Below are 13,556 nucleotides of genomic sequence, written 5' to 3'. Positions count from 1 at the left end.
AGAGAACTTATGACGGTCATCGCACGGCGACTCGCGGGCCACCTGGCCCGCGGGGTCGTCATGATCCTCGTGGTCGCCACGATCAGTTTCTTCATCGTCAGGAGCATCCCGGGCGATCCCGTGGCGGCGAACGTGCAGAAACTGGTCGAGCAGGGCATGTCTCCCGAGGCAGCCGAGCAGGCCACCCGCGTCCTCTACGGCTTCCAGCCGAAGGGCTCGCTCTGGGAGCAGTACACCGGCTACCTCGGCGGGCTGTTCACCTTCGACCTCGGCCAGTCGGTCACGCACGCCGGCGCCCCGGTGACGGACGTGCTGGCCGAGGCGGCCAAGTGGACCGTTCTACCGGTGCTGGCGGGCACGCTGCTGAGCTTCCTCGTCGGCGTCATCATGGGCGTCTACGCGGCCATCAAGCGGTCCGGCAAGCTCGGCGACGTGCTGGCGATCTCCGGGTCGCTGCTGCACGGCGTGCCGCAGTACGTGCTGGGCCTGCTGCTCAGCGCGATCTTCGCCACGCTGATCCCGATCCTGCCGGCCGACGGCCCGGTGGACATCCTGTACGAGCCCGGGTTCAACGCCGGCTACATCGGCTCCCTCATCGAGCACGCGATCCTGCCGGTGGCGACGTACGCGCTGGCCGCCTACGGCGGATGGATCCTGGCGATGAAGTCGAGCGTCGTGACCGTCCTCGGTGACGACTTCATCCTGGCCGCCGAGCTGCGCGGCATGAAGCGCTCGATCATCTTCCGGTACATCGCGCGCAACGCGATCCTGCCGCTGTTCACGATCCTCGCGCTCTCGCTCGGCCTGCTGCTGGGCGGCGCGGTGTTCATCGAGCGCATCTTCAACTACCCGGGTCTCGGGCTGCTGCTCATCGAGAGCATCACCATGCGCGACTACGCGCTGATGGGCGGCGCGTTCCTGCTGATCACGGTGTCGATCATCGTGGCGAACATCCTCGCGGACCTGTTCTACAGCGTCATCGACCCGCGGGTCCGCAGCGGGGAGGAGGTGTCGGCATGAGTGTCCTGCTGGAGAGCTCGTCCACCAGCGCGGCGATGCGCCGCAACTTCTGGTCGGGCGTGTGGCGGGTGATGCGGCGCAAGCCGAGCCGCCTGGTGGGCGTGGTGCTCATGGCGGGGTTCGTGTTCATGGGCGCGTTCGGCCCGATGTTCTACCCCGACCCGCTGCCCCGTGACCCGAACCAGATCACCAGGCCGCCGAGCTGGGAGCACTGGCTGGGCACCGACGACCAGGGCCGCGACGTGATCGCGCTGGTCGTCACCGGCTCCCGCTACGTGCTGCTGGCCGCACTGGTGACGGCCGTCATCACGGTCGTGCTGGGCACCGCGATCGGCCTGTTCTCCGGCTTCAAGCGGGGCCGCTGGGACACCGTGCTGATGCGGCTGACCGACATGAAGCTGACCATCCCCGGCCTGCCGCTGCTGCTGGTGCTGTCCACCGTGTGGAAGTTCAGCAGCGCGGTGCAGATGGGCCTGGTGCTGGGGCTGCTGAGCTGGGGCGGCGTGGCCAGGGCCGTGCGGTCGCAGACGCTGTCGCTGCGCGAGCGCGGCTTCATCGAGGCGGCGCGCGGGCTGGGCCTGTCCACCACGCACATCGTGGGCAAGGAGCTGCTGCCGAGCATGGCGCCGTACATCGCGATGAACATGCTGATCGCGATCACCGGCGGCGTGTACTCGCAGGTGGGCCTGTTCTTCCTGGGCGTGCTGCCGTACGAGTCGAACAACTGGGGCCAGATGCTCAACACGGCCGTGTTCCGCTCGGGTGCGCTGACCGTGCCGAGCGCGCTCGGCTTCCTGCTGGGCCCGCTGCTGGCGATCCTGCTGCTGACGCTGGCCATCGTGCTCGTGGTCGACGCCATGGACGAGATCTTCAACCCCCGGCTGCGCGAGGAGTAGAGGGTGAGCAACAAGGCGCCAGGAGTGCGCATCGGCGGCCTGACGGTCGTCTACAAGACCCCCGCGGGCGAGCTGCCCGCCGTCAGGGACGTCAGCCTGACCCTGGAGCCGGGTTCGATCACCGGCATCGTCGGCGAGTCCGGCTCGGGCAAGTCCACGCTCGCGCTGTCGCTGCTCAACGCCGTGCAGCCGCCCGGCAGGATCGCGGCGGGCACCGTCGAGATCGACGGGCTGGGCGATGTGGCCGCGCTGTCGGGCGAGCAGCTGCGCAAGGCGCGCGGCAAGCACATCGGCTACGTCTTCCAGGCGGCCCAGAACTCTCTCAACCCGCTCAAGACGGTCGGCAAGCAGCTGCTCGACCTGGGCCGCTCGCACGGCGTGGACGACCTGCGCGGGCTGGTGCGCGAGGCCAAGGAGCTGCTGGCCAGGATGGGCCTGGACGGCGCCCGCGTGCTCGACTCGCACCAGCACGAGCTGTCCGGCGGCATGCGCCAGCGGGTCGGCATCATGCTGGCGCTGGTGCTCAACGCCCACCTGGTGGTCCTGGACGAGCCGACGACCGCGCTCGACATGATCACCCAGGCGAACATCCTGAAGATCGTCCGCGAGGTGCACGCCGAGCGCGGCCTGACCACGCTGGTCATCACGCACGACATCGGCGTGGTCGCCGAGGTGGCCGACCGGCTCGCCGTCATGTACGGCGGCCGCATCGTCGAGCAGGGCCCCACCACGGAGGTGCTGGGCGCGCCCCGCCACCCGTACACGCGCGGCCTGATCAAGGCGATCCCGCGGCTCGTCGGCGACATCTCCGAGGCCCAGGCGCTGCCCGGCCGGCCGCCCACGCTGGCGACCGTGCCCCAGCAGGGCTGCGTCTTCAGGGAGCGCTGCGCGCTGCGCATGGACGTGTGCGAGACCGAGGACCCGCAGGCCGTCGCGGACGGCTCGCGCACCGTGGCCTGCCACGCCGTGACCGTGAAGGAGCACGCATGATCACCGGAACCGGCGTCGTCAAGACGTTCAAGCAGCGGGGCAAGGTGCTCGGCGCCCGCGAGGTGCAGGCGCTGCGGGGCGTGGACTTCGCGATCCCCAAGGGCGGCGCGGCCTCGTTCATCGGCGAGTCCGGGTGCGGCAAGACCACGCTGGGGCGGATCATCGCCGGGCTGGAGTCGTACGACGCGGGCGAGATCGAGATCGACGGCGTGCCGATGTCGAGCCTGAAGCCCAAGCAGCGCCAGCCGCACTTCCGCAAGATCCAGATGATCCATCAGGACCCGTACTCGGCCCTGAACCCGACCAGGACCATCCACCAGACGCTGCATGCGCCGCTCAGCCTGCGGGCCAAGCAGACCGGCAGGTCGCGGGCGTGGATCGAGGAGCGGGCGGCCGAGGTGCTGTCGCTGGTCGGCCTCGACCCCGGCACGGTGCTGGCGCGTTACCCGCACCAGCTCTCCGGCGGCATGCGCCAGCGCGTGGTCATCGCCCGCGCGCTGACCGTGGACCCGGAGATGCTGGTCGCCGACGAGGCCGTCTCGATGATCGACGTCTCGCTGCGGCTGGGCATCCTGGCGCTGCTGAAGGACCTGCGCGAGCGGCTCGGCGTGAGCGTGCTGTTCATCACGCACGACGTGGCCACCGCCCGCTACATCGGCGACGACGGCGAGCTGTACGTCATCTACCGGGGCCAGGTCGTCGAGCGCGGCGCGGTGGACACGGTCATCGCCGACCCCGTGCACCCGTACACGCAGTCGCTGCTGTCGGCCATCCCGGTGCTGCACGGGCTCGAGCAGCCGGGCGAGCAGCCCGTGGTGCCGCTGGAGTCGCTGGACGAGAGCCGGCCCGACGAGGGCTGCCTGTTCGCCCGGCGCTGCCCGTTCCGCACCGACCGCTGCATGTCCGAGCGGCCGGTGCTGGGGCGCACCGAGGGCGTCCCGCAGGAGCACGCCTGCTTCTACCCCGAGCGCCGCAGCGTGATCGCGCGCCCGATGAGCGAGGTGTGATGGCGCACTCGGTGCGGGAATTCGACCCGGGCGAGGCCGCGCGGGTGGCGCAGGCCGCGCTGACGCTCGACGCCGGCGAGGCCGCCGCCCTGGTGGGCAGCCTGTCGCGGCCCCCTGCGGAGCGGCGCTGGACGGCGCTGGCCGTGGACGGCGGCGTGGTGATGGCCTCGGTCAACACCGTGGACCCCGCGGTCGGGCACGTCGATCTGCTGGCCGTGCACCCCTCGGCGCAGGGCGCGGGGCGCGGGCGCGCGCTGGTGCGCGCGGCCGAGGAGTGGCTGCGCGGGCAGGGGGCCCGCGAGGCCCGCTTCGCCGGGAACCCGCCGTGCTACGCCTGGCCGGGCATCGACGTGCGCTACACCGCCGCCGCGTGCCTGGCCGAGAGCCTCGGCTACGAGCGCTACCAGGTGGCCTGGAACATGACCGCCGACCTGCGCCACGCCGACCTGGGCGTCGAGGACGACCTCGCGCGGCTCAAGCGCGCGGGCGTCTCGGTGCACGGGCTCGGCGGTCCCGGTGACGCGCCGGCCGGCCGGGAGCGGGTGGCGGCCTTCGTCGAGGAGCAGTGGAACGATCGATGGGCCTGGGAGGCGGTCAACGCGGCCGGGCTGCACTACGCCGAGCGCGATGGCCGGGTGCTCGGCTTCGCCGCGTGGGGTGCGCGGCCGGCCTGGTTCGGCCCCATGGGCACCGCGCCCGACGCCCGGGGCCTCGGCCTCGGGCGGGTGCTGCTGCGCAGGTGCCTGGCGGAGCAGCGGGCCGCCGGGCAGGACCACGCCCAGATCGGCTGGGTGGGGCCGTTGCGGTTCTACTCGCGCGCCGTGGGCGCGCGAGCCGAACGCGTCTTCTGGCTCTACCGGCGCGATCTGGCGTGATGAGCCGGTCAGTACAGAAGTCCTCCCTCGGGGCGGGCCGGCGGCGGGCACAGCGCCCGCGGGTCCTCCCCGGCCTCCAGGCACTTCTTGAGGGAGTCGGACCCCCACAGGTGGTCCAGGAACAGCTCGGGCCCCGCCCACTTCAGCTCGTCCGGGTAGAGGGTGCGGGCCACGTGCAGCATCGACAGGCCGGTCAGCACGGGGCGGAAGGCGGCGGGGTCGTGCACGTGGAGCTGAACCCCCCGTACGGGGACGCCGGCGTGCTTGTGGAACGTCGGCGTGAACCACGCCTCCCTGAACCGCACCCCCGGCAGGCCCAGCTCGTTGAGCGCCGGCGCGAAGCGCGCGTCGGCGTAGGGCGCGCCGATCAGCTCGAACGGCCGGGTGGTGCCGCGCCCCTCGGAGAAGTTCGTGCCCTCGAAGAGCCCGGTGCCCGGGTAGACCAGCGCGGTGTCGGGGGTCGGCATGTTGACCGAGGGCATGACCCAGGGCAGGCCGGTGTCGGCGTAGCTCATCTCCCGCCGCCAGCCCTCCATCGTGACGACGGTCAGGTCCAGGTCGAAGCCGAACATCCCGGCCAGCTCCCCCGCCGTCCTGCCGTGCCGCAGCGGCAGCGGGAAGCGGCCGACGAAGCTCGCGAACGCCGGGTCGAGCAGCGGTCCCTCCTCCACGGCGCCGCCGAGCGGGTTCGGGCGGTCGAGCACCACGAAGCGCAGGCCGAGCCGGGCGGCGGAGGCCATGAGGTCGTACATGGTCCACACGTAGGTGTAGAAGCGGGCGCCCACGTCGGCGATGTCGAAGACGAGCGTGTCCACCCCGGAGGCGGCCACCACCTCGTCCAGGGGCGCGCCGGAGCGCTTGTGCGTGTCGTAGACCGGCAGGCCGGTCCGCTCGTCCACGCCGTCGGCCTCGCTGCCGGCGGCCTGCGCGGTGCCGCGCATGCCGTGCTCGGGACCGAAGAGCGCGGTGAGCTTGAGCCCTGCGGCCAGCAGGGCGTCGGGGGTGGGGGTCAGATCGGGCAGGACGCCGGTCGGGTTGGTGATCAGGCCGAGGCGCGTACCGCCCGCCAGGGCGGGATCCGCGGCCAGCCGTTCGGCTCCTGTTCTCACGTGTGGCATGAACCCATTGTCTGAAAGATATTTACAAGAGAGAAGTAGAGGGTGGAAATTAGCGACATGATTGATCCGCTATCAGAGGCGTCCACCGAGCAGAGCGACCCCCGTTACGCCCAGATCGACCGGCTGCCGACCCTGCAGATCGCCCGGCTGATGAACCAGGCGGACGCCGCCGTGCCCGCCGCGGTGGCGCTGGCGCTGCCGGCGATCTCGGAGGCGATCGACGCCATCGCCGCGAGGATGAACGAGGGTGGCCGGCTGCTCTACGTGGGCGCGGGCACGTCGGGGCGGCTGGCCGTGCTCGACGCCAGCGAGTGCCCGCCGACGTTCGGCACCGACCCGTCGATGGTGCAGGGCATCATCGCGGGCGGGCCGGAGGCGCTGACCCGTTCCGTTGAAGGTGCCGAGGACGACGCCGAGGCCGGCGCCGCCGCGCTGAAGGACCTGGAGGTGGGACCGCTCGACTCGGTGGTGGGCGTGTCCGCCAGCGGGCGGGCTCCCTTCGTGCTGGGCGCGCTGGCGGAGGCGCGAGATCGCGGCGCGCTGACCGTGGCGCTGTCGTGCAACGACGACGCCCCGCTGTCGGCGGCCGCCGAGCACGCCATCGAAGTGGTGGTGGGCCCCGAGGTGGTGACCGGTTCGACCCGGCTGAAGGCGGGCACGGCCCAGAAGCTCGTGCTCAACATGATCTCCACGATCACGATGGTCAAGCTGGGCCGGACGTACGGGAACAAGATGATCGAGATGTCGGCGATGAACAGCAAGCTCGCCGGGCGGGCGCTGCGCATCGTCAGCGACATCACCGGGGCCGACCACGCGACGGCGGAGGCGGCCCTGGACGCGGCCGGCGGCCAGGCGAAGATCGCGGTGCTGATGATCCGGCACGGGCTCGACGCCGAGGCGGCCAGGGAGCTGCTGCGCTCGCACGGCGAGCGGCTCAGCGACGCGCTCAGCGGCTGAACCGGGCGGTCCGGCCGGGGTGCCGCGCGAACACCGGACGCGCGGGAGGGCTTGCGCACGGCGGGCCGCGTGGTTTACGGCGTGTGGTGGACGTCTTGGTGCCGGATGAAGAGGAGGAGTACGGGGATGTCGGACCGGCTGGAGGAGATCCTGGCGGCCGCGGTGCCCGAGGTGTGCCCCGCCGCGGTGGCGCTGATCGCCGTGGACGGCTCCGTGGCGGCCGCGGCGGCGGCCGGCGAGCTGGTCAGGTACGCCGGCGCGGACGGCACGCTCGCCGCGGACCGCCCGCGGGCACGGCGCGACTCGATCTTCGACCTTGCCTCCGTCAGCAAGCTGTTCACCACCGTCGTGCTGCTCTCGCTGGCCGAGGAGGGCAGACTGGACCTCGACGAGCCGGTGACCGGGCGCCTGCCCGCCGCCGACCCGCGCATCACGCCGCGCCACCTGCTCACCCACACGGCGGGCCTGCCCGCGAGCCGGCGCATCGACAGGGAGCTGCCGGAGGCCGGTCCCGCCGAGCGCCTGGCCGCCATGGTCGCCACGCCGCCCGCCCACCCGGTGGGCGGCCCCTATCTCTACAGCGACGTCGGCATGGTGATGGCGGGCCATCTGGCGGAGCTGGCCGGAGGGGCGCCGCTGGAGGTGCTCGTACGCGAGCGCGTCACCGGCCCGCTGAAGCTGTCCTGCACCGGTTACCGGCCGGGCCCCGAGCTGCTCGATCGGGTGGCCGCGACCGAGTGGAAGGCCGAGCGCCCCGGGCCGGGGTGCGTGCGGGGCGAGGTGCACGACGAGACCGCGTACGCGCTGGGCGGCGTGGCCGGGCACGCGGGCCTGTTCGCCCCCGCCGACGACCTGCTGGCCTTCGGCGAGGCGCTGCGGCTCGGCGGCGGGCCCGTGCTGAGCGCGGCGACCGTGGCCGAGATGACCCGGGACCAGGGCGTCGAAGACGCGCCGTTCCGCCACGGGCTGGGCGTGCGCATCGGCGATCCCGGCATCGTCGGCCCGCTGAAGGACGCCTACGGCCACTCGGGCTTCACCGGCACGTCGCTGGTGGTCGATCCGGACCGCCGTCTCACCGTGGTGCTGCTGACGAACTTCGTGCACCCGGTACGCGGGCGTGAAGGCATCCGCACCCTGCGTCACAAAGTGGCGGAAGAAGCGTTAAGGCTGGCTGACCTCGTTTCTTGACGGGAAGTAATTACCAGACCACAAACCGCTTATTGCCCGGTGCCAAACTGTGTGTGATGGTACAAGTGAGACGGCCGAGGACAAATTGGCCTCTCACAGGTTCCTTTCACCAGAAGGGCCTCGGGCAGCATGGGTCAACCTCCCTCGTCCCTCCAAAACCGATTTCTCCAGCGATTCTCTGGAATGGGCCGTTTCGGCCTGGTGTGGTGTGGCCAGGTCGTCACCCTCATCGGTAATTCCGTTCTCCGTTTCTCCCTGGTGATCCAGGCGTGGACGGTCGATCACCAGGCCACGCAGGTGGTGGCGCTTTCGCTGTGCGCGCTGCTGCCGCAGATGCTGCTCAGCCCGACCGCCGGGGCCCTCGTGGACCGCTGCCGCAAGCGCACCGCGCTGCAACTCGCCGACCTCGGCGGCCTCGTCGCGGTCGGCGCCATGGCGGCCGTGTACTTCCTCGGTGACCTGCACCTCTGGCAGGTCTACGTGACCGTCGCGCTGCTCGGGGCGTGCGCCGCCTTCCAGTTCCCCGCGCTGTCGTCGGCCGTGCCGATGCTGGTCGGCAAGGAGCAGCTCCAGCGCGCCAACGGGCTGCTCGCCACCGCCAAGAGCGTCGCCGACGTCGGCGGCCCCGCCCTGGCGGGGCTGCTCGTGGTGACCGGCGGGCTCGGCGCCGTGCTCGTGATCGACCTGATCAGCTTCGCGGTCGCGCTGGCCACCATCCGCCTGGTCCGCCTGGACGGCGACCGGGCGGGCGAGAGCGGGGCCCGCAAGCGGCTCGGCGCCGACTCGCTGGAGGGGCTGCGCTACCTGTTCGCCCAGCCCAGCCTGCGCGGCCTGATCCTCGTGTTCTTCACCGTCAACCTGGTCATGGTGTTCGGCTTCGCCGTCGTGCAGCCGATGATCCTGGCCAGGACCGGCAGCGACGTGTCCGTCCTCGCCAGCGTGAACGCGGGGATCGGCGCCGGCGGCATCGCCGGCGGCCTGCTGCTGGCCGCCTGGGGCGGGCCGAAGAACCGGGTGCGCGGCATGATGCTCGGCGTCGTCGGCATGTGCCTGAGCGCGCAGATCGTCATGTCCGTCGTCCAGGGCGTCGTCGCGTGGACGGCGGCCATCCTCGTGGGCGCGATGATCATGCCCATCGTGAACGGCTCCATGCAGTCGATCATCCAGACCAAGGTGCCGGAGGAACGGCAGGGACGGGTGTTCGGGGCCGTCATGTTCGTCTCGCAGATCTCCTCTCCGGTCGCGATGGCCTTCTCAGGGCCGCTCGCCGACCACGTCTTCGAACCCCAGGCGGCGGCCGGCACCGGCGTGCCCGGCCTGCTCGCGCCGCTCATCGGCACCGGCCCTGGCAGCGGCATGGCGGCCATGCTGCTCATCGCCGGGCTGCTGGGCGCCGCCGCCGCCCTGTGGGGGCTGGCCCAGCGTGCCGTACGCCACATCGACGTGCTCACGCCCGACCTCGAGAAGCAACCCGCGGGAGGCTGACATGACCACCAACCCCTTCGAGGACGAGAACGGCTCCTACCTGGTGCTGGTCAACGACGAGAACCAGCACTCGCTGTGGCCGGCGGACATCGACGTGCCCGCGGGCTGGCGCACGACCTTCGGCCCCGCCGCGCGCGCCGCGTGCCTGGAGCACATCGCGACACACTGGACGGACATGCGCCCGGCGAGCCTCATCCGGGCCTGACCATGAGCGTGCCCGAACCATTGGTGCATGAGGCGTTCGCGGCGCAGGTGGCGCGTACCCCCGAGCGGGTCGCGCTGGTCTGCGGGGCGGAGCGGCTCACCTACGCCGAGCTGGACGCGCGGGCCACGGCGCGCGCGGCCGGGCTGGGCGTCCCCGCAGGGAGCCTGGTCGGCGTGCGCATGGAGCGCGGCGTCGAGCTGGTGGTCGCGCTGCTCGCGGTGCTGAAGGCCGGAGCCGGGTACGTGGTGCTGGATCCGGCGTTCCCCGAGGAGCGGCTGCGCGTCATGGCGGACGACGCCGGCGTGTCGGCGGTGCTCTCCCCGGAAGGGCTGGAGCGCCGGTCCGATCCCGCCCGGCACGACGGGATCGCGTGCGTGATGTTCACCTCCGGCTCCACCGGCCGTCCCAAGGGCGTGGCCGCGCCGCACCGGGCGATCACGGCCACGGTCACCGGCCAGGAGTACGCGCCGTTCGACGCCGTGTGGCTGCAGTGCTCGCCGACGTCGTGGGACGCGTTCGTGCTGGAGCTGTGGGGCCCGCTGCTGTCGGGCGGCACCTGCGTGCTCTATCCGGGCGCGCGTCCCGACCCGCTCGTGCTCGGCCGCCTGATCGCCGAGCACGGCGTGAGCAGCATGTACCTGTCGAGCAGCCTGTTCAACGTGATCGTGGACGAGTGCCCGGACGCGCTGGCCGGGCTGCGCCACCTGATCGTCGGCGGCGAAGCGCTCTCCCCCGCGCACGTCGGCCGGGCCCTCGCCCTGCATCCGGGGCTGCGCCTGCGCAACGGCTACGGCCCGGTCGAAGGCATGATCTTCCTGACCACGCATCCCGTGACCGCCGTGGACGGCCCCGTGCCGATCGGCACGCCGCTGCGCGGCAAGCACGTGCGGGTGCTGGACGCGCGGCTGCGGCCGGTCCCCGACGGTCAGGTGGGCGAGCTGTACGCGGCGGGCGACGGTCTGGCGACCGGCTACCTCGGCCGTCCCGGCGCGACCGCCGAGCGTTTCGTGGCCGACCCGTACGGCCCGCCGGGCGGCCGCATGTACCGCACCGGCGACCTGGTGCGGCGGCGCCCTGACGGCGTGCTCGAATACGTGGGCCGGGCCGACGACCAGGTGAAGGTGCGCGGGTTCCGCATCGAGCCGGCCGAGGTGGAGTCGGTGCTGTCCGGCCACCCGTCGGTCGGGCGGGCCTGCGTGGTGGCCAGGGAGGACGTGCCGGGTGACCGCCGGCTGGTCGCGTACGTGGTGCCGCGCGACCGGTCGGGCTGCCCCGTCGATCCCGGCGTGCTGCGCGCTCACGTCGCGGCGGTGCTGCCGGAGTTCATGGTGCCTGCGGCGTTCGTGACGCTGGAGGCGCTCCCGCTGAGCGCCACCGGCAAGCTCGACCGCGCCGCCCTGCCCGCGCCCGTCTACGGCGAGCCCTCTGAGGCGTCCGCCGGACCTCGCGACGAGCCGCGTGACGAGATCGAGAAGACGCTGTGCGAGCTGTTCGCCGAGGTGCTGAAGGTGCCCGGGGTCGGCGTGCACGACGACTTCTTCGACCTGGGCGGCGACTCCCTGATGGTGGCGCGGCTGCTCAGCAGGATCCACGCCGTGCTGGGCGTGGAGGTCGGCGTCAGGACGCTGTTCGAGACGCCCACGGTCGCGGCCGTCGCCCGCCACGTCGGCGAACGTCCCGGGCCCGGCGGCGGTGTGCCTGCCGCTTCCTCCCCGCGGCCTGAGGCTCAGCACTCCAGGGCGGCCGGGGATACGTCTCCCTTGTCGGCGGCGCAGCGCAGGCTGTGGTTCCTCGACCAGGTGGACGCGGGCGTCGCCTACAACATGCCGATGCTCGTCCGCCTGCGCGGCCCCGTGGACGCCGGCGCGCTGGGCGGGGCGCTGGCGGACGTGGTGGCCAGGCATGAGCCGCTGCGCACGGTCTTCACCGTCCACGACGGCGAGCCCGCCCAGCGGGTGCTGCCCGTGGCCGAGGCGCGGCCCGGGTTCGAGGTCGTCGAGGTGACCGAGGACGAGCTGGACGCGCGCGTGGCCGAGGCGGCGCGGCACCGCTTCGACCTGGAAGCCGAACTGCCGATCCACGCGGTGCTGTTCGTCACGGGGCCGGAGTCGTCGGCGCTGCTGCTGGTCATGCACCACATCGCGACCGACGGCTGGTCGCTGCCGCCGCTCATGCGGGATCTGTCGCGCGCCTACCGGGCGCGGCTCGACGGCATGCCCGTGACCTGGCCGCCGCTGCCGATCACGTACGCCGAGTACGCCGTCCTGCACCGCGACCGCGTGGCCGCCATCGCAGGCGATGAGCTGGCGTACTGGAGAAAGGCGCTGAAAGGGCTGCCGGAACGGCTCACGCTACCCCGCATCGGCACGTCCGCCGCTTCCGTTACGGGCTCCTCCGGCATTTCCGTTGCGGACTCGCGAGGTGTTTCCCCTACGGACTCGCCCGGCGTTTCCAGCGCGGGTTCCCCCGGGGTTTCCGTTGCAGGTTCCGCCGGTGTTTCCTCCGACGGCTCACCCGCTGTTTCCGCCGGCGCTTTTCCCGGCGTTTCCGCCAACGGATCCCCCGCCGATTCCGCGGCCACCGGCGCCGGAATTCCCGGGGCCGGTTCCCCGTCCCTTTCCGGCACCGATTCACCCGCCGCTTCCTCCGCTTTCGGCGGGGCGGCGCAGACCGTCGTCCGGCATATCGACGCCGGCCTGCACGCGCGGCTCGCCGAGCTGGGCCGGCGGCAGGGCGCCACGCTGTTCATGGTGCTGCAGGCCGGGCTGGCCGAGGTGCTGCGGCGGGCGGGCGCGGGCGAGGACCTGCCGATCGGTGCGCCGGTGGCCGGGCGGTCGACCGGGCCCGTGGACGACCTCGTGGGGTTCTTCGTCAACCTGCTCGTGCTCCGTACCGACGTGTCGGGGGATCCGACGGCCGAGGAGCTGATCGCCCGGGTGCGGGAGACCGACCTGGAGGCGTTCTCGCACCAGGAGGTGCCGTTCGAGCGGGTCGTGCAGGAGTTGAACCCGGCCCGGCGGCCAGGACTGCCGCCGCTCGTGGACGTCGTGCTCGCGCTGCAGAACAACGCGCGGGCCGAGCTGGCGCTGCCCGGCGTGGAGGCGCGGGTCGAGGTCGTCAGGACGGGCGCGGCCAGGTTCGAGCTGCTGGTGGACGTCACCGACACCTACACGGAGGACGGCGCGCCCGACGGGATCGCGGTGACGGTCGAGTACCGCGCCGACGCCTTCGAGCGGGCCGTGATGGAGTGGCTGGCCGAGGCGTTCGTCCTGGTGCTCGACGGCATGTGCGCCGCCCCTGACGCTCCCGTCTCGGGGATCGGCGTGCCGCCGCCGCCCGTCCGCCCGGCGCGTCCGGCCGGTGGGGAGCCCGCGGTACCGCGACCCGGGCTGGCTGGCGGGGAGCCCGCGGTACCGCGACCCGGGCGGGACGGCGGGGAGCCCGCGGTACCGCGACCCGGGCGGGACGGCGGGAAGCGCGCGGCACCGCCGCCCGGGCGGGACGCCTCCGAGATCGAGCGGGTGGTGGCCGCTGTCTGGGCCGAGGTGCTGGGGGTCGCGCGGGTCGGGCCCGACGACGGGTTCTTCGCGCTCGGCGGCAACTCGCTGAGTGCCGTACGCGTCGCCGCCCGCCTGTCCGCCCAGGGCCTGCCCGCCACGGCCGCCCACCTGTTCGAGGCCCCCACCGTCGCCGCCCTGGCCGCCCTGCTGGCGCGGACACCGGCCAGGGCGGAACCCGCCATCACCCGACTGCCCAGGACCCCGCGTACCCGCACCAACTGAGGCAGCCCGTGTCGCGGGCGCCCGTGAGGAGCA

Annotated in this window: 11 protein-coding genes; 10 read left to right on the top strand and 1 reads right to left on the bottom strand. The window is 72.6% G+C overall.

All coding sequences use genetic code 11. From position 1 onward, the window contains the following. The first annotated feature begins 9 nt into the window (after positions 1-9). The 5 genes from ACFMQL_RS28995 to ACFMQL_RS28975 are packed head-to-tail and all read left to right on the top strand — an operon-like array spanning position 10 to position 4,788. Positions 10-1,020 (top strand): ABC transporter permease, encoded by a 1,011-nt coding sequence (locus ACFMQL_RS28995; RefSeq protein ID WP_364054199.1) that lies wholly within the window; start codon positions 10-12, stop codon positions 1,018-1,020. After that, entirely contained in the window at positions 1,017-1,916 is a 900-nt protein-coding gene (locus ACFMQL_RS28990) for an ABC transporter permease (protein ID WP_364054202.1), read from the top strand. Before ACFMQL_RS28995 ends, ACFMQL_RS28990 begins: the two co-directional genes overlap by 4 nt. 3 nt (positions 1,917-1,919) lie before the next feature. Then, positions 1,920-2,906 carry an ABC transporter ATP-binding protein gene (locus tag ACFMQL_RS28985; RefSeq protein WP_364054205.1) on the top strand — a complete coding sequence of 329 codons (987 nt, stop codon included), beginning with the start codon at positions 1,920-1,922 and terminating at the stop codon, positions 2,904-2,906. Beyond that, complete coding sequence (locus ACFMQL_RS28980; RefSeq protein ID WP_378787951.1) at positions 2,903-3,913, top strand: ABC transporter ATP-binding protein; 1,011 nt, start codon at positions 2,903-2,905, stop codon at positions 3,911-3,913. The genes ACFMQL_RS28985 and ACFMQL_RS28980 overlap by 4 nt, the downstream gene beginning before the upstream one ends. 11 nt (positions 3,914-3,924) lie before the next feature. Continuing rightward, the gene (locus tag ACFMQL_RS28975; RefSeq protein WP_364054211.1) at positions 3,925-4,788 is read left to right on the top strand and encodes a GNAT family N-acetyltransferase; all 864 of its coding nucleotides are present in this window, start codon (positions 3,925-3,927) and stop codon (positions 4,786-4,788) included. Positions 4,789-4,796: 8 nt separating this feature from the next. On the opposite strand, the gene ACFMQL_RS28970 is transcribed toward ACFMQL_RS28975, so the two are convergent. Further along, on the bottom strand, positions 4,797-5,906 hold the full coding sequence (locus ACFMQL_RS28970) for a DUF1343 domain-containing protein (RefSeq protein WP_364054214.1): 1,110 nt from the start codon (positions 5,904-5,906) through the stop codon (positions 4,797-4,799). A 57-nt stretch (positions 5,907-5,963) separates the two neighbouring features. Here ACFMQL_RS28970 and murQ point away from each other — a divergent pair, with 57 nt between their 5' ends. From murQ to ACFMQL_RS28945, 5 genes are all read left to right on the top strand, one after another. Continuing rightward, positions 5,964-6,863, top strand: a complete 900-nt coding sequence (murQ, locus tag ACFMQL_RS28965; RefSeq protein WP_364054217.1) for an N-acetylmuramic acid 6-phosphate etherase — start codon at positions 5,964-5,966, stop codon at positions 6,861-6,863. 126 nt (positions 6,864-6,989) lie between these two features. Continuing rightward, positions 6,990-8,051: a serine hydrolase domain-containing protein gene (locus tag ACFMQL_RS28960; protein ID WP_364054220.1), complete on the top strand. Its 1,062-nt coding sequence runs from the start codon at positions 6,990-6,992 to the stop codon at positions 8,049-8,051. A 183-nt stretch (positions 8,052-8,234) separates the two neighbouring features. After that, positions 8,235-9,536 (top strand): MFS transporter, encoded by a 1,302-nt coding sequence (locus ACFMQL_RS28955; RefSeq protein WP_364054223.1) that lies wholly within the window; start codon positions 8,235-8,237, stop codon positions 9,534-9,536. A gap of 1 nt (position 9,537) precedes the next feature. Beyond that, positions 9,538-9,741 carry an MbtH family protein gene (locus ACFMQL_RS28950; RefSeq protein WP_364054226.1) on the top strand — a complete coding sequence of 68 codons (204 nt, stop codon included), beginning with the start codon at positions 9,538-9,540 and terminating at the stop codon, positions 9,739-9,741. A gap of 8 nt (positions 9,742-9,749) precedes the next feature. Next, entirely contained in the window at positions 9,750-13,523 is a 3,774-nt protein-coding gene (locus ACFMQL_RS28945) for an AMP-binding protein (RefSeq protein WP_378787947.1), read from the top strand. Positions 13,524-13,556 lie beyond the last annotated feature (33 nt).

This window comes from Nonomuraea fastidiosa (assembly GCF_042751225.1).
Lineage (GTDB): Bacteria > Actinomycetota > Actinomycetes > Streptosporangiales > Streptosporangiaceae > Nonomuraea > Nonomuraea fastidiosa.
This window is presented reverse-complemented; position numbering and strand designations above follow the sequence as displayed.